This is a genomic window from Arthrobacter sp. L77 (assembly GCF_000816565.1).
In the GTDB taxonomy this organism is placed as follows: Bacteria; Actinomycetota; Actinomycetes; order Actinomycetales; family Micrococcaceae; genus Arthrobacter_D; species Arthrobacter_D antioxidans.
On record NZ_JWSU01000001.1, the window covers coordinates 138,313 to 153,525 of the forward strand.

A 15,213-nucleotide genomic window follows, 5' to 3' on the forward strand; every position below is an offset into this window, starting at 1 on the left:
CTGCTCCGGGACCGTCCCCGAGCGGCCCTCGGCATGCTTTGATGAGGGCATGAGACCCCCGCTGCTCCGCACCTCCGACGGCGTGATCGCCGGCGTGTGCGCGGGCCTCGCGGCGCATCTGGGCATCCCCCGGTCCTGGGTCCGGGTCGGCATGGCTGTCCTGACCCTCGCCTCCGGCGCGGGAGTGTTCCTGTACGCCTGGCTCTGGATCTTCGTCCCGACGGCGTCGGACCGGGCTGCGGCGACCGGACGCCGGAGCGGCCCAGCGGCCTTCATGCACGACGTCGGCGCGACGGGTCCGCGGGACGGCATCGGGGGAGGGACGGACCGGACCGCCGGTTCCCTCGCCGGGGTGCCCGGCGGGGGGCCGGGGCCCTCCGGAGCACCTCCGTCAGGCGCGGCTCATGCGGCAGCACGGTCCGACGCCGCCGTCCCGTTCGCCGCGGAGTCCTGGCGCGACCGGACGGAGCGCGCCGGGCACCGGGAGATCCTGTTCGGCACCGCCCTGCTGGTCGCCGCGGCCGTCCTCGTGGTGCAGCTGCTCGGCGTCCCGGTGAACTGGGGTTTCCTCGTCCCGATCGCGGTCGTCGCGACGGGTGCTGCGCTCGCCTGGTCACAGCTCGACGACGTGCGGAGGGCGCGGGTGATGAACCGGGCCGGCGCCGAACGGGCGGGCGGCGCCCTGCGCCTGTTCGCCGGCATGGTCCTCGTCATCGCCGGGGTCCTCGTCGCGCTCTCCAGCAGCGGTTCGTGGACCCTGACCATGGCCACCCTCGTCGCAGTCCTCGCCGTCCTGGCGGGCGTGGGGCTGGTCCTCGCCCCCTGGGGCCTCAAGTTCTGGCGGGATCTGGAGAGCGAGCAGGCAGCCCGCGTGCGCGAGACGGAACGTGCCGAGATCGCCGCCCACCTCCACGATTCGGTGCTGCAGACCCTGGCGCTCATCCAGAACCGGGCGGACTCGGAGACGGATGTGCTGCGCCTCGCCCGGGCCCAGGAGCGTGAGCTGCGCCAGTGGCTGTTCGCCGATCCCGGGCGGGACCCCGTGAGCCTCGCCGAGCGGCTCCGGGGCATGGCCGGGGAGATCGAGGACCTCTACGGGCACCCGGTCACCGTCGTCGCCGTGGGTGACGCCCCCCTGGGACCCGCCGAGGACGCCCTCGCCCAGGCGGCACGGGAAGCCATGCTGAACGCGGCGAAGCACGCCGGCGTCGCCGTGTCGGTGTACCTCGAGGCCGGACCGGAAGCCATGGAGGTCTTCGTACGGGACCGCGGCCCGGGCTTCGATCCGGCGGCGGTACCGGCGGACCGCCTGGGCATCCGGGAATCGATCCACAGCAGGATGCAGCGCCACGGCGGGACGGCGGAACTCCGCAGCGACGCCGACGGCACCGAGGTACGGCTCCGCCTGCCGCGTTCCACCGGGATTCCCGCGTGAGGCCGCTGCCCCGCGCCGGCGCCTCCGGGCCGGCCGGCGCGGTGACGGGCGGCAGCCGCGCACGACGACGACAGGACGGACGGCCGGGGGCCGGAGGGGAGACACATGGGCAGCGTGGATGAGCCGGTGCCGGGAACCGCCTCGGTGGTGATCGTCGACGACCACGGGATCTTCCGTGCAGGGCTCCGTGCGGCCCTCGGACCCGTGATCCGGGTGCTCGGCGAGGCGGCGACGGTCGAGGAGGCGGAAGCCGTGATCGCCGCCGCACGGCCCGACGTGGTCCTCCTCGACGTGCACCTGCCGGGCGGCCGCGGCGGGGGCGGCGCCGAAGTCATCCACCGGTGTTCCCGGCTCGGCGTCCCGTCCCGCTTCCTGGCCCTCAGCGTGTCCGACTCGGCGGAGGACGTCGTGGCCGTCATCCGTGCCGGGGCCCGCGGGTACGTCACGAAGACCATCTCCGGTCCGGAGATCACCGATGCCGTGCAGCGCATCGCCTCGGGCGACGCCGTCTTCTCGCCTCGGCTCGCCGGCTTCGTCCTCGATGCGTTCGGGACGGCGTCGGTCGCCGTCGACGACGAGCTCGATCGCCTGTCCGCACGCGAACTGGAGGTCATGAGGCTGATCGCCCGCGGCTACAGCTACAAGGAGACGGCGAAGGAGCTGTTCATCTCCGTCAAGACCGTCGAGACCCATGTGTCCGCGGTCCTCCGGAAGCTGCAGCTGTCCTCCCGCCACGAGCTGACACGCTGGGCCACGGAGCGCCGCCTGCTCTGATCAGCCCACGCTCCGTGCGCCGGGGCAGGACAGCTAGCGGACCGAGCCGAGGAACTCCTGCAGCCGGTGTACGCCCGTCGCGAGGTCCTCGTCACCGAGGGCGTAGGACAACCGCAGGAAACCGCTGGGGCCGAAGGCCTCGCCGGGGACGACGGCGACCTCCACCTTCTCGAGGATCAGCGCGGCGAGCTCGGCCGACGTCGCGGGCGTGGCACCGTCGAAGCTCCTGCCGAGGAGGGCGCGGACATCCGCGTAGGCGTAGAAGGCACCGTGCGGCGTGGGGCAGTCGACGCCCTCGATGGCGTTGAGCCCCGAGACCATGGCACGGCGCCGCCGGTCGAACGCGACCTTCATCTCCTCGACCGCCGTCAGCGGTCCCGAGACGGCGGCGAGGGCGGCCATCTGGGGCACGTTGGAGACGTTCGAGGTGGCATGGGACTGCAGGTTGGTCGCCGCCTTCACGAGGTCCTTCGGCCCGATCATCCAGCCCACGCGCCACCCGGTCATCGCGTACGTCTTCGCGACGCCGTTGAGCACCACCACCCTGTCGCCGAGGGCGGGGGCCGCCGTCGCGATCGAGGTGAACGGGACGTCGTCGTACGTCAGGTGCTCGTAGATCTCGTCGGTGACGACCCACAGTCCGCGGGCCGCCGCCCACTCGCCGATCTCCCGCACGGCGTCCGGACCGTACACCGCGCCGGTGGGGTTGGACGGCGAGACGAAGAGGAGCACCTTGGTGCGCGGCGTCAGGGCCGCCGCCAGCTGGTCCACCGTCACCAGGTAGCCCTGCTCGGGGCCGGCGAAGACCTCGACGGGCACGCCGCCGGCGAGGCGGATGGCCTCGGGGTAGGTGGTCCAGTACGGGGTGGGGACGAGGACCTCGTCCCCGGGATCGAGGAGCGCGGCGAAGGATTCGTACACGGCCTGCTTGCCGCCGTTCGTCACCAGCACCTGGGAGGGATCGACGCTGTACCCGGAGTCCCGCAGGGTCTTGACGGCGATCGCCTGCTTCAGTTCCGGCAGGCCACCGGCGGGGGAGTAGCGGTGGAACCGCGGCTGGCGGGCCGCCTCGATCGCCGCTTCGACGATGTAGCCCGGCGTGGGGAAGTCCGGCTCGCCCGCGCCGAAACCGATCACGGGGCGTCCGGCCGCCTTCAGGGCCTTGGCCTTGGCGTCCACGGCGAGTGTCGCGGATTCCGCGATCGAGCCGATCCGCCGGGAGACCCGGGGGAGTGCTGCGCGGGCGGAGTCGTCGGTCGTCGCGTTCATCGGGTCCCGTTCCCTGGGGGGCAAGTGTCCTTTCCAGCTTAGGCGCTGGCCCCTCCCCGGGCCCGAACGGGGGCGCGGAGGCGCCGTAACGGGGACGCTCACGCCCGGCCCGGACAGGGGCGCGGCGGCGCCGTGACGGGGACGCTCACGCGTGCCCCGGCGGTGCCCGGACGACGCGGGACGGGACGGCGTCGAGGGGCCGGTTCGACGATCCGGCGGGGAATGCGTAGACTTGTCCCTCGGTGTTGAAACACCATGATGGTTCGTGCCCTCCCCGGGCCGTCCGGAGTGGAGCTGTACCGGTTCAAGACCAAAGGGTAGTGGCGCAATTGGTAGCGCAGCGGTCTCCAAAACCGCAGGTTGCAGGTTCGAGTCCTGTCTGCCCTGCGCGTGGCCTTCGCGGAACGACGGCGAAGGCACGGCAGAAACAGATCACGAAGTCCCGACGCAGGCATCGGTTCCGCGCGGCGGTAAACATGATCAGCTGGACGCGCCACTGGTGGTCCGGCTGGAACACCACACAGATTGATGAGGTTGACGGTGACCGATACGGCTGCGAGCAGCTCCAAGGGAAGCCCCTCCGAGAAGAAGGCTCCCGAGCGCGGGTTCTTCGGACGCATCATGCTGTTCATCCGCCAGGTCTTCGCGGAGCTCGGGAAGGTCGTCACGCCGACCCGCCGGGAACTGGTCCGATTCACCATCACCGTCCTCGTCTTCGTGATCATCATGATGCTCATCGTGACCGGACTGGACCTCGTGTTCGGGGCCGGCGCACTGTGGGTGTTCGGCGGCAGCTGACGCTGTCCCGGCACCCGCCGACGCACCGCAGTCGAAGCGTCGGATCGAGTGCAGGCAAGCAGAACAACCTTCGAAGAATGTCAGAAAGCAGGCGGCTAGGTGTCCGAGCAAGAACTCGAACGGCAGATCACTCCCGAAGATGGTCTGGAGTACGGGACGGAGGCGGAGGTGGACTCCACCGACATCGACGTACCTGCTGACGGCTCCGACGCGGTCGACGGCTCCGCCGGGACCGACTCCGACATCGAGGCCACGGCCGTCGACGCCGTCGACGAGGCTGCCGCCTCCGACGCCGATACGGCCGCCTCCGACGCCGATACGGCCGTCGACGACGACGACACGGCTGCCGACGACGACGCTGACACTGCCGCCGACGACACTGTCGACGTCGCCGCTTCCGGTGATGTCGAGGGTGACGCTGCCGAGGCGACCGACGAGGCCGCCGAGGAAGCTCCCGCCGAGGACCCCGTGGTCGCATTCAAGGCGAAACTGCGCCGCCAGGAGGGCGACTGGTTCGTCATCCACTCCTACGCCGGCTACGAGAACCGTGTGAAGGCGAACCTCGAGACCCGCATCCAGACGCTGGACATGGAAGATTACATCTTCGAGATCCAGGTCCCGATGGAAGAGGTCGTTGAGATCAAAAACACCACGCGGAAGATCGTCAACCGCGTGCGCATCCCCGGCTACGTGCTGGTCCGCATGGAACTGACCGACGAGTCCTGGGGCGCCGTGCGGCACACCCCGGGCGTCACAGGCTTCGTGGGCAACGCCCACAACCCGGTCCCGCTGAGCCTCTCCGAGGTCTTCTCGATGCTCGAGCACACGATCGTCCACACGGATGCCGTGTCCGGCAAGCCCGTCCAGCCGCAGTTCACCCCGGCCACGGTCAACTTCGAGGTCGGCGAGTCCGTCACCGTCAACGAGGGCCCCTTCGAGACCCTCCCTGCGACGATCTCCGAGATCAAGCACGAGTCGCAGCAACTCGTCGTGCTCGTCTCGATCTTCGAGCGCGAGACCCCGGTCACGCTCTCCTACAACCAGGTCACCAAGATCCAGTAAAGCTTCGGTGCCCCCGGCGTGCTTGGCCGGGAGCACCGTGAAGGCCGTCACGCCATGATGGCCACCACCCCGCAGGACGCTCCTGTCCCGCGGGATCGCAATGCAAGAGAAGGACCCTTTCATGGCCCCCAAGAAAAAGGTCACCGGCCTCATCAAGCTGCAGATCAATGCAGGCGCCGCCAACCCGGCTCCTCCCATCGGTCCTGCGCTTGGCCAGCACGGTGTCAACATCATGGAATTCTGCAAGGCGTACAACGCCGCCACGGAGTCCCAGCGCGGCAACGTCATCCCCGTGGAGATCACGGTGTACGAGGACCGCTCGTTCACCTTCGTCACGAAGACCCCGCCGGCAGCCGAACTGATCAAGAAGGCAGCCGGGGTCGCCAAGGGCTCCGGAACGCCCCACACGGTCAAGGTCGCGAAGCTGACCAACGCCCAGGTCGAAGAGATCGCCACCATGAAGATGGAAGACCTCAACGCCAACGACGTCCAGGCAGCCGCGAAGATCATCGCCGGTACCGCCCGCTCCATGGGCATCACGGTCGAGGGCTGACCACCCCCACCCCCGCCCGGTCCGGCTTCGACGGACAAGGCACACCACCATTTCACGGCACGACGGCGACGCTCCCGCGGACGACGTCGTGAGTGGCAGGGCCCAGCGCGGTCCGCAGACCACGACTGCATAAGGAGAACAAGCAGATGGCACAGCGCAGCAAAGCATACAAGGGAGCTGCCGCGAAGATCGAGGCGGACAAGCAGTACGCCCCCCTCGAAGCGGTAGTCCTGGCGAAGGAGACCAACCCCTCCACGTTCGACGCCACGGTCGAGGTGGCCTTCCGTCTCGGAGTGGACCCCCGCAAGGCGGACCAGATGGTCCGCGGCACCGTGAACCTCCCCCACGGCACCGGCAAGACCGCCCGTGTCCTGGTCTTCGCGACCGGCGAGAAGGCAGAGGCGGCCATCGCGGCTGGCGCTGACTTCGTCGGCTCCGACGACATGATCGAGAAGGTCTCCGGCGGCTGGACCGACTTCGATGCGGCCGTGGCGACCCCCGACCTCATGGGCAAGGTGGGACGCCTCGGAAAGATCCTCGGCCCCCGCAACCTGATGCCGAACCCGAAGACCGGAACGGTCACGGCCGACGTCGCGAAGGCCGTCACCGACATCAAGGGTGGCAAGATCGACTTCCGCGTGGACAAGCACTCGAACCTCCACTTCATCATCGGCAAGGTGTCCTTCGACGAGCAGAAGCTGGGCGAGAACTACGCCGCGGCGCTCGAGGAGATCCTCCGCCTCAAGCCCTCCGCCTCGAAGGGCCGCTACATCCAGAAGGCGACCGTCTCGACCACCTTCGGTCCCGGCATCTCCGTCGACCCGAACGTCACCAAGGTCTTCGCCGTCTGAGGTGTTGTTCCCCAGGAAGCCCCGCGGCATCAGCCGCGGGGCTTCTTCGTGTCCGGGGGCAATAGTGATTGAGAAGTACCAATCGCAGAGCTATGCTGGGCCGGTGAGGACAGCAACCATCGAGCAGTTGCCGATTCCCGCCACGCTCGACGCCGAGGGCGGCGACGGGTTCCGGCGGTACGCGGCCGTGAGCAACGCGGTGGAGCGCGCCGTGTGGGGGCACGACGATTTCTGCACGGCGGCGGACGAGCGACTGGTCATGCTGCAGCCGGGTCCCGATCGCGAGTACGTCCTCGGTGTCGCGCGGGACGACGGTGCCATCGTGGCCGACGCGCGCCTCGGGTTCCCGGTCAGGGACAACCTGCAGTCGGCGTTCCTGCAGATCGAGGTGCTGCCGGCGTACCGGCGGCGGGGGCTGGGTGCCGCGTTGCTCGCCTTTGCAGAGCGGGAGGTGCGGCTCAGGGGGCGCACGACGATCATGTCCTGGAGCGACGCGGCAGTCCGTGACGATCAGGAGGCCGGGGCGGTCCTCGTCCCGCCGACCGGCGCGGGGTCCTTCCCCGCCGGTGATGCGTCCGCGATCCTCGCCCTCCGTTCGGGTTTCGAGCTCGTGCAGGTGGATCGCATGAGCGTCCTGCACCTCGACCGGCTGGAGGGGGTGCAGCAGCTTGAGCGGGACGCAGGCCGGGTGGGCGCGCCCGACTACGAGGTGGTGGCCTGGGGTGGGCGCTGCCCGGACGGGTTGCTCGCGGACTACTCCCTGCTGCGGCAGAAGATGAGCACGGATCCGCCGCTCGGCGGATTCGCCCAGGAGGAGGAGCGGTGGGACGCGGGCCGCATCCGTCGGGAGGAGGAGAAGTCCTCGGAGGGCGGGACGTCGATGCTCGTCTGCGCGGCGAGGCACCGGGCCACCGGGCAGCTCGTGGGGCACACCATCCTCGAGCGCTTCGGGTCCCGGCCCTCCGTCGTCTACCAGGAGGACACACTGGTCCTCGAGGAGCACAGGGGCCACCGGCTCGGCCTGTGGCTCAAGGCGGCCAACCTCCGGCGTGTGCTCACGGAGTGGCGCGGCGCGGAGCGCATCTACACCTGGAACGCCGAGGAGAACACCTTCATGCTCGACGTGAACGTGGCACTCGGGTTCCGTCCTGCGGGCCGGACGGCGGGCTGGCAGAAGGTGCTGCCCCAGATCCGATTTGGAGAGGCCTCCGGCGTCACGTAGGCTTGGGGTACCAAAGACCGTCGGTCGGTCCGCGTCCACTTCCCCGCTGCCCACTCGTGAGCTGCGGGGAAGAAGGATCAGGATCCGAAAGTTCCCGTCAGGGACGGCCTACGCAGGTGAACGAAGCTCCTCTCCACAGCCCCTGGCCCGTGTCGAGCAAAGCCCCGTGCATCTGCGCGGGGCGTTTTTTATGGGAGCTGGAAAGCCGGCGCATATTCCCCCGGAAGGAGGGTTATGGCAACGCCAACAAAGGTTTCCGCAGTGGATGAGATCGCCACCGATTTCAAGGAATTCACCGCCGCTGTCCTGACCGAATACCGCGGGCTCACTGTTGCTCAGCTGAAGAACCTGCGTCGTGCCCTCGGCACCGACAACAAGTTCTCCGTCGTCAAGAACACCCTGACCGGCATCGCGGCGAAGGAAGCAGGCATCGACGCATTCGATGGCCAGCTCTCCGGACCCACCGCGATCGCCTTCATCAAGGGCGACGCCGTTGCTGCGGCCAAGAGCCTCACGGATTTCGCGAAAGCCAACCCGAAGCTCGTCATCAAGACCGGAATCTTCGAGGGCAAGGCACTCAACGCCTCCGAGGTCATCGCCCTGGCGGCCCTCGAGTCCCGTGAACTCCAGCTCGCCCGGGTGGCAGGTGTCCTCAAGGCACCGATGTCCTCCCTGGCACGCACTGTCGATGCCCTGCGCATCAAGCTCGAGGAGGGAAGCGACGCTGCACCTGCAGCCGATGCCGACGCTCCCGCTGCACCCGAGGAAGCCGCTGCCCCCGCAGAAGCTCCCGCCGAGGAAGCCGCAGCACCCGAAGCGAACTAGTTTCCCTTCGCCCCACACATTCCGGTGCACCGCACCACTAAAGGAAGGACGCCTCCCATGGCGAAACTGACCAACGAAGAGCTCATCGAGGCCTTCAAGGAACTGTCCATCATTGAACTCTCGGACTTCGTGAAGCTGTTCGAGGAGACCTTCGATGTCACCGCTGCTGCTGTTGCAGTCGCCGGCCCCGCCGGTGGCGGCGCCGAAGCAGTCGAAGAGGAGCAGACCGCGTTCGACGTCGTCCTCGAGGCTGCAGGCGACAAGAAGATCGCAGTGATCAAGGAAGTCCGCGCGCTCACCTCGCTGGGCCTGAAGGAAGCCAAGGACGTCGTCGACAGCGCGCCCAAGGCCGTCCTCGAAGGCGCCACCAAGGAAGCAGCAGAGAAGGCCAAGGAGGCCCTCGAGGCCGCCGGCGCCACCGTTACCCTCAAGTAACGCCTCCGGCCGGCACGTGCCGGCCGACTGCACCACGGAAAAGCCCCGCTTCTCGCGAAGCGGGGCTTTTCTCGTCTGACCGGATCCGGGACGCGTCAGCGCCAGAGGAGGAGGGCCTCGCCCTGGCCGCCGCCGCCGCAGAGGCTCACGGCCGACTTCCCGGTGCCGCGGCGGGCGAGCTCCATGGCCGCGTGCAGGGCCAGCCGGGCGCCCGAGGCCCCGATGGGGTGGCCAAGCGCGATCGCCCCGCCATGGATGTTGCACTGCTCGAGCGGGTACGCGAGGTCCTTGAGCGACTGCACGGCCACCGAGCCGAACGCCTCGTTGATCTCGATGAAGTCGAGGTCGGCCGCGGACCAGCCCGCGCGGTCGAGGGCCTGGCTGATGGCGGCCGAGGGCTGGGAATGGAGCGAGTTGTCGGGCCCCGCCACCTGGCCGGGACGGCCGACGACGGCGAGCACCGTGAGTCCGAGCTCTTCGGCGTAGGCGCGGGTGGTGACGACGAGCGCTGCCGCGCCGTCGGACAGCGGGGAGGAGTTGCCGGCCGTGATCGCGCCGTCCGGGTTGAAGGCCGGCCGCAGCTTCGCGAGCGACTCCACGCTCGTCGTCGGGCGGATGCCCTCGTCGGCCGTGAGGACGACGTCGTCGCCCTTGCGCTGCCTGACCGTCACCGGGACGATCTCCTCCGCGAGGACCCCGCTGTCCGTCGCCGCAGCGGCGCGCCGGTGCGAGGCCGCGGCGACCGCGTCCTGGGCCGTACGGTCGATCTCGAGCCGCACGTTGCCGCGTTCGGTCGAGGCGCCCATCGATTCGTCGTCGAACGCATCGGTCAGCCCGTCGTGGGCCACGGAGTCGAGGGCTTGGAGGGATCCGTAGGTCCAGCCCTGGCGGGAGCCCGGGAGCAGGTGCGGGCCGCGCGTCATGGACTCCTGCCCGCCGGCGACGACGACGCGCGCCTCGCCGCTGCGGATCAGTCGGGCGGCGTCGATCACGGCCGTGAGGCCGGAGAGGCACACCTTGTTGAGGGTGACCGCCGGGACGTTCCAGGGGATACCCGCCTTGACGGCCGACTGCCGCGCGGGGTTCTGGCCGCATCCGGACTGCACCACGTGGCCCATGATGACGGCGTCCACGGCGGAGGGATCCACCCCCGCCCGTTCCAGCGCTCCCGCGATGGCCAGGGCGCCGAGCTCGACGGCGGTGAAGGAGGCGAGCTGTCCGTTGAGGCGCCCGAGGGGTGTGCGGGCTCCGCCGACGAGCACGACGTCGTCGGGGGTTGGCGTGGGTGTCGCCATGGCGAAACTCTCTTTCGTCGTTGAAATGGTGCCGCTACCAGATTAGGGCCTGGCCCCTCCGCCCCCGACCGACCGGGTCAGTCGCGTCGGTGCGGCCCCGGTCCGTCCGCGCCCTGCGGGTAGAGCAGGGGCAGCTGCAGGGTCAGCCAGGGGCTGAACGCCCACGGGGTGGCCGTGACCGCACGCACCAGGCTCCGGGCGTCCACCCACTGGTGGTCCATGACCTCCTCGGGCAGGGGGGCCACCTCGCTGTCGGCGACGGCGGTGTAGACGGGGCAGATCTCGTTCTCCACGATCCCGCCGGCATCCACGGCCCGGTAGCGGAAGTCGGGCAGCGCGGCCCGGACGTCCCGGACGGTGAAGCCGAGTTCCTGGGCGGCGCGCCGGTGCACCGCGTCCTCGAAGTCCTCGCCCGGGGCGGGGTGCCCGCAGAAGGAGTTGGTCCACACACCGGGCCAGGCCTTCTTGCCGAGCGCACGCCGCGTCACGAGGATGCGCCCCTCGGCGTCGAACACGTGCGTGGAGAAGGCCAGGTGGAGCGGCGTGTCGAGGGTGTGGACGGTCGCCTTCTCCTGCGTCCCGAGCGGCGTGCCGTCCTCGGCGAGCAGCACGACGAGCTCGGCGTCCCGATGCGTGCCGCCGCCTCCGGCCGCCCCCTGCTGGATGGTTCCTGTCTCGCTCGCCATGGTGGCTCTCTTTTCGCTGGTTGTCCGCGCGTCCCGCCGGGCCCGGCGTCACCGCATGCCCGGCCCGCCGTCATCCGCCCCCGTGTGTCGTCAAGGGCGCACTTTCCGTTGTTTACTTTACCTATGGACATGGACACTCTGCTGGTCGAGCCCGCCGGGCTGGAACAGGTCGAGGATGCCCTCGGGCGGTTCTTCGAGGAGTCCAAGATCCGCGCCGCGAAGATCGGTCCCGGTTACCACGCCCTGTGGGAGACCCTGGAGCGGTGCACCGCGGGCGGCAAGCGCTTCCGGCCCCGCCTGGTGATGTCCGCCTACCAGATGCTCGGCGGTCGGGACCTCGACAGCGCGGCCGAACTCGGGGCGGCGTTCGAACTCCTCCACACGGCCCTGATCGTGCACGACGACGTGATCGACCGCGACTTCGTCCGTCGGGGCATCCCGAACGTGTCGGGCCGCTACCGCAGTATGGCCGAGGCTGCGGGACTGTCCCCGGACGGAGCACGCCACGTCGGCCTCTCCGCGGGGGTCATCGCCGGCGACCTCGCCCTGTCCAACGCCTACCGCCTGCTCGACCGCGTCTCCGCCGCACCCGCCACGCGACGCCGGCTGGGGGGCATCCTCGACGAAGCGGTGTTCGCCTCCGCGGCCGGGGAGTTCCTCGACGTCGAGACCTCCCTCAGCGCCGACGTGCCCCCGCTCGAGGACATCGTCCACATGGCACGCCTCAAGACCTCGGTGTACTCCTTCGAGGGACCGCTCCAGGCCGGCGCCGTCCTCGCGGGCGCCGAGGAGGAAGTGGTGGAACGGCTCGGTGACTTCGGGCGCGACGCCGGGATCGCCTACCAGATCGCCGACGACCTCCTCGGTGTGTTCGGCAGCGAGACCCGCACCGGGAAGACGAACTGGGGGGACCTGCGCGAGGGCAAGCGCACGGCGCTGCTGTCCTATGTGTCCGCACGCCCCGAATGGGAGAGCATCTCCTCGCTCGTCGGCAGCCCCGGCATGTCGGCGTCGGACGCCGACTTCGTCCGGCGGATCCTCGTCGACAGCGGGGCGAAGGACTACTCCGCCGATCTCGCCGCCCAGTACGCCTCGCGGGCCCGCACGCACCTCGAGTCCGCCGCGGTGCCGACCGCCCTGCGGTCCGCGCTCGAACCGGTCGTGACGGCCGTCGTGGACAGGGTGCACTGAGTGGGCGTCGACGATTCGCTCGCGCGCTACACCGATGCCGCGCTGAAGACCTCCGCCGAGGTCATCCGCTGCTACTCGACGTCCTTCGGCCTGGCCTCGCGGATCCTCGACCGCACCACGCGCAGCTCCATCGAGGCCGTGTACGCCCTCGTACGCGTGGCGGACGAGATCGTCGACGGCGCCGCTGCCGGGGCCGGTCTCTCCGATGCGGACGTGGAGCGCCTGCTCGACGACCTCGAGCGGGACACCGAGACGGCGATGGCCACGGGTTACAGCGCCAACCTCGTGGTGCACGCCTTCGCGGTCACGGCGAGGAGCACCGGGATCGGTGTCGAGCTCACCCGGCCCTTCTTCGCCTCGATGCGCGCCGACATCACCCAGCACGAACACACCCAGGAGTCCTTCGACCTGTACGTGTACGGCTCGGCGGAGGTCGTGGGGCTCATGTGCCTGAAGGCGTTCCTGGTGGGCCGGCCCGTCACACCCGAGGAGGACGCCGTGCTGGTGGACGGCGCGCGGCACCTGGGCGCGGCCTTCCAGAAGATCAACTTCCTGCGCGACCTCGCCGAGGACTTCACGACCCTCGGGCGCAGCTACTTCCCCGGCGTCCGGCCCGGCAACTTCACGGAGGCGGACAAGAACCGCCTCCTGGACGACATCGACGAGGACCTGCGGATCTCGGCCGCCGCGCTCCCGGGGCTGCCCCCGACGCCGCGCCGCGCCGTCGCCCTCGCGCAGGGCCTGTTCACCGATCTCGCGGCGCGCCTCCGGCGCACCCCCGCCGAGGAACTCCTGCGGGCGCGGATCCGGGTTCCCAACCCGGTGAAGTTCCGCATCATGGCGCAAGCCTTCACCGGTCGCGCGGTACCGGAACCTGCCGCGCAGGAGAGGACGGCATGACCGCACAGCAGAGCAGGCGCGCACGCGTGGGGGCGAAGGACGTCGTCGTGATCGGAGCCGGGATCGGGGGACTCGCGACGTCGGCCCTCCTGGCGCGGGAAGGCCACCGCGTCACCCTCCTGGAGAAGCGGGACGAGGTCGGCGGCCGGGCGGGCTCCTGGGAGCAGGACGGCTTCCGCTTCGACACCGGCCCGTCCTGGTACCTGATGCCCGAGGTGATCGACCACTTCTTCAAGCTGATGGGCACGAGCGCCGCCGAGCAGCTCGAGCTGGTGAAGCTCGATCCCGGCTATCGCGTCATCTTCGAGGAGGGTGGAGCCGTCGACGTCCCCGCCGACCGTGAGGCCGTCACCAAGCTCTTCGAGTCCCTGGAGGAGGGGGCCGGCGAGCAGCTCTCCCGGTACCTGGACTCCGCCGAGGACGCCTACGAGATCGCGAAGAAGCGCTTCCTCTACTCGACGTTCCAGTCCTTCCTCCCGTTCCTCCGGCCGGACGTCCTGAAGCGGCTGCCCCGCATCGGCCTGCTCCTCCTGCAGCCGCTGCAGCGGTTCGTCGAGAAGCGGTTCAAGGATCCCCGCATCCAGCAGATCCTCGGGTACCCGGCCGTGTTCCTCGGCAGCTCGCCCTTCGACGCCCCGAGCATGTACCACCTGATGAGCCACCTCGACCTCGACGACGGCGTGCTGTACCCGATGGGCGGCTTCACGACGCTCATCGACGCGATGCGCCGCGTCGCGGAGGCCGCGGGCGTCGAGATCCGCACCGGCGCCGACGTCGTCTCGATCGACACGGACGCGCGCACCCCCGGCCGGTCGCCGCTGGACCGCCAGGCGGCGACGGTGCGTGCGGTCACCTACCGCACGCCAGGCACGACGACGTCGGTCGCCGCCGACGTCGTCGTCTCGGCAGCGGACCTCCACCACACCGAGACCACCCTCCTGCCGGCGGATCTCCAGACCTACCCCGATAAGTACTGGCAGAAGCGCGTCCCCGGACCGAGCGCACTGCTGCTGTACCTGGGCGTGCGCGGCCCCCTCCCGCAGCTCGAACACCACACGCTGCTGTTCAGCACGGACTGGCGGGACAACTTCGGGCGGATCTTCGGCAAGGAGACCTCGGTGCCCTCCCCGGCGTCGCTCTATGTCTGCCGTCCCAGCGCCACGGACGACTCCGTGGCGCCCGAGGGCCACGAGAACGTGTTCGTCCTCGTGCCCATCCCGGCTGACGTGGGGATCGGCAAGGGCGGGCTGGAGCGCGGGGGAGACCAGCGGGTCGAGGACCTCGCCGACGCGGTCATCGGCCAGATCTCCGAATGGGCCGGCATCCCCGACCTCGCCGAGCGCGTCGTCGTCCGGCGCAGCTACGGTCCGCAGGACTTCGCGGACGACCTCAACGCCTGGCGAGGGACGTCCCTCGGGCCGGCGCACATCCTGAAGCAGAGTGCGTTCTTCCGCGGCTCGAACCGCAGCGCCAGGGTGGAGAACCTGTTCTATGCGGGCAGCTCCACCGTGCCGGGCATCGGGATCCCGATGTGCATGATCAGTGCCGAACTGATCGTCAAGCGGCTGCGCGGCGACGTCAGCACGGGGCCCCTGCCGGAGCCCGCCGCCGGGTAGCGGTCCAGCCGGGGGACGGAGGCCACCCCGCGCACGCCTCCCAGACGGCTTCACCACTCCATCACCACTCCATCACCACTCCGTCACCACGGCGGGCGCGGCGGGCTTGACGGAGAAGGGGGACAGGAGCTATTGGACTTTCCCCTGCCCTTCCCGTAACGTAGGTCTTTGCGTCTTCCCTCTAACCTCAGCCTTCATATAGCGGTGGGCTTTGCTCTGCTCTCGTCGTCTGACCTGGCCACATGGTTGGGACGGACGTGGGCAGACTCCGGTGAGCACTGAGATCCCCGCAGCATCCTGC

15 protein-coding genes and 1 tRNA gene are annotated in these 15,213 nt (G+C 69.8%); 13 read left to right on the plus strand and 3 right to left on the minus strand.

What is annotated here, in order from left to right; genetic code table 11:
- The first annotated feature begins 49 nt into the window (after positions 1–49).
- Positions 50–1,435 carry an ATP-binding protein gene (locus RY94_RS00685; protein ID WP_043440566.1) on the plus strand — a complete coding sequence of 462 codons (1,386 nt, stop codon included), beginning with the start codon at positions 50–52 and terminating at the stop codon, positions 1,433–1,435.
- A gap of 105 nt (positions 1,436–1,540) precedes the next feature.
- Positions 1,541–2,209: a LuxR C-terminal-related transcriptional regulator gene (locus tag RY94_RS00690; RefSeq protein ID WP_043440568.1), complete on the plus strand. Its 669-nt coding sequence runs from the start codon at positions 1,541–1,543 to the stop codon at positions 2,207–2,209.
- A 33-nt stretch (positions 2,210–2,242) separates the two neighbouring features.
- Here RY94_RS00690 and RY94_RS00695 read toward each other — a convergent pair whose 3' ends face one another.
- The gene (locus RY94_RS00695) at positions 2,243–3,478 is read right to left on the minus strand and encodes a pyridoxal phosphate-dependent aminotransferase (protein ID WP_052273779.1); all 1,236 of its coding nucleotides are present in this window, start codon (positions 3,476–3,478) and stop codon (positions 2,243–2,245) included.
- Positions 3,479–3,792: 314 nt separating this feature from the next.
- Here RY94_RS00695 and RY94_RS00700 point away from each other — a divergent pair.
- The 8 genes from RY94_RS00700 to rplL all read left to right on the plus strand — a co-directional run bounded on the left by RY94_RS00700 (position 3,793) and on the right by rplL (position 9,224).
- Positions 3,793–3,865: transfer RNA gene (locus RY94_RS00700), tRNA-Trp, on the plus strand.
- Positions 3,866–4,018: 153 nt separating this feature from the next.
- Entirely contained in the window at positions 4,019–4,276 is a 258-nt protein-coding gene (gene secE / locus RY94_RS00705; protein WP_231554359.1) for a preprotein translocase subunit SecE, read from the plus strand.
- 99 nt (positions 4,277–4,375) lie between these two features.
- Positions 4,376–5,338: a transcription termination/antitermination protein NusG gene (nusG, locus tag RY94_RS00710; protein WP_231554360.1), complete on the plus strand. Its 963-nt coding sequence runs from the start codon at positions 4,376–4,378 to the stop codon at positions 5,336–5,338.
- A 121-nt stretch (positions 5,339–5,459) separates the two neighbouring features.
- Complete coding sequence (gene rplK / locus RY94_RS00715; protein WP_043440576.1) at positions 5,460–5,891, plus strand: 50S ribosomal protein L11; 432 nt, start codon at positions 5,460–5,462, stop codon at positions 5,889–5,891.
- 146 nt (positions 5,892–6,037) lie between these two features.
- On the plus strand, positions 6,038–6,742 hold the full coding sequence (gene rplA, locus RY94_RS00720; RefSeq protein ID WP_043440578.1) for a 50S ribosomal protein L1: 705 nt from the start codon (positions 6,038–6,040) through the stop codon (positions 6,740–6,742).
- 103 nt (positions 6,743–6,845) lie between these two features.
- Positions 6,846–7,964: a GNAT family N-acetyltransferase gene (locus RY94_RS00725; RefSeq protein WP_156134959.1), complete on the plus strand. Its 1,119-nt coding sequence runs from the start codon at positions 6,846–6,848 to the stop codon at positions 7,962–7,964.
- Between the two features lie 234 nt (positions 7,965–8,198).
- Entirely contained in the window at positions 8,199–8,789 is a 591-nt protein-coding gene (gene rplJ, locus RY94_RS00730) for a 50S ribosomal protein L10 (RefSeq protein WP_043440580.1), read from the plus strand.
- Positions 8,790–8,846: 57 nt separating this feature from the next.
- Entirely contained in the window at positions 8,847–9,224 is a 378-nt protein-coding gene (rplL, locus tag RY94_RS00735; protein WP_043440582.1) for a 50S ribosomal protein L7/L12, read from the plus strand.
- A gap of 95 nt (positions 9,225–9,319) precedes the next feature.
- Here the strand turns inward: rplL and RY94_RS00740 are convergent, their stop codons facing one another.
- Together RY94_RS00740 and idi are read right to left on the minus strand one after the other, a co-directional pair.
- Positions 9,320–10,519 (minus strand): acetyl-CoA C-acetyltransferase, encoded by a 1,200-nt coding sequence (locus RY94_RS00740; RefSeq protein WP_043440584.1) that lies wholly within the window; start codon positions 10,517–10,519, stop codon positions 9,320–9,322.
- 77 nt (positions 10,520–10,596) lie between these two features.
- The gene (gene idi / locus RY94_RS00745) at positions 10,597–11,205 is read right to left on the minus strand and encodes an isopentenyl-diphosphate Delta-isomerase (RefSeq protein ID WP_082045957.1); all 609 of its coding nucleotides are present in this window, start codon (positions 11,203–11,205) and stop codon (positions 10,597–10,599) included.
- A 129-nt stretch (positions 11,206–11,334) separates the two neighbouring features.
- Here idi and RY94_RS00750 point away from each other — a divergent pair, with 129 nt between their 5' ends.
- The 3 genes from RY94_RS00750 to crtI are packed head-to-tail and all read left to right on the plus strand — an operon-like array spanning position 11,335 to position 14,912.
- Positions 11,335–12,396, plus strand: a complete 1,062-nt coding sequence (locus tag RY94_RS00750) for a polyprenyl synthetase family protein (protein ID WP_052273781.1) — start codon at positions 11,335–11,337, stop codon at positions 12,394–12,396.
- Positions 12,397–13,296, plus strand: coding sequence for a phytoene/squalene synthase family protein (locus RY94_RS00755; protein ID WP_043440587.1), 900 nt, complete (start codon positions 12,397–12,399; stop codon positions 13,294–13,296).
- Positions 13,293–14,912, plus strand: a complete 1,620-nt coding sequence (gene crtI / locus RY94_RS00760; protein WP_052273782.1) for a phytoene desaturase family protein — start codon at positions 13,293–13,295, stop codon at positions 14,910–14,912. The genes RY94_RS00755 and crtI overlap by 4 nt, the downstream gene beginning before the upstream one ends.
- Positions 14,913–15,213 lie beyond the last annotated feature (301 nt).

Coding starts and splice junctions, on each gene's coding strand:
- RY94_RS00685 (WP_043440566.1), top strand. CDS start 50: ATGAGACCCCCGCTGCTCCGCACCTCCGACGGCGTGATCGCCGGCGTG.
- RY94_RS00690 (WP_043440568.1), top strand. CDS start 1,541: ATGGGCAGCGTGGATGAGCCGGTGCCGGGAACCGCCTCGGTGGTGATC.
- RY94_RS00695 (WP_052273779.1), bottom strand. CDS start 3,478: ATGAACGCGACGACCGACGACTCCGCCCGCGCAGCACTCCCCCGGGTC.
- rplK (WP_043440576.1), top strand. CDS start 5,460: ATGGCCCCCAAGAAAAAGGTCACCGGCCTCATCAAGCTGCAGATCAAT.
- rplA (WP_043440578.1), top strand. CDS start 6,038: ATGGCACAGCGCAGCAAAGCATACAAGGGAGCTGCCGCGAAGATCGAG.
- rplJ (WP_043440580.1), top strand. CDS start 8,199: ATGGCAACGCCAACAAAGGTTTCCGCAGTGGATGAGATCGCCACCGAT.
- rplL (WP_043440582.1), top strand. CDS start 8,847: ATGGCGAAACTGACCAACGAAGAGCTCATCGAGGCCTTCAAGGAACTG.
- RY94_RS00740 (WP_043440584.1), bottom strand. CDS start 10,519: ATGGCGACACCCACGCCAACCCCCGACGACGTCGTGCTCGTCGGCGGA.
- idi (WP_082045957.1), bottom strand. CDS start 11,205: ATGGCGAGCGAGACAGGAACCATCCAGCAGGGGGCGGCCGGAGGCGGC.
- RY94_RS00750 (WP_052273781.1), top strand. CDS start 11,335: ATGGACACTCTGCTGGTCGAGCCCGCCGGGCTGGAACAGGTCGAGGAT.
- crtI (WP_052273782.1), top strand. CDS start 13,293: ATGACCGCACAGCAGAGCAGGCGCGCACGCGTGGGGGCGAAGGACGTC.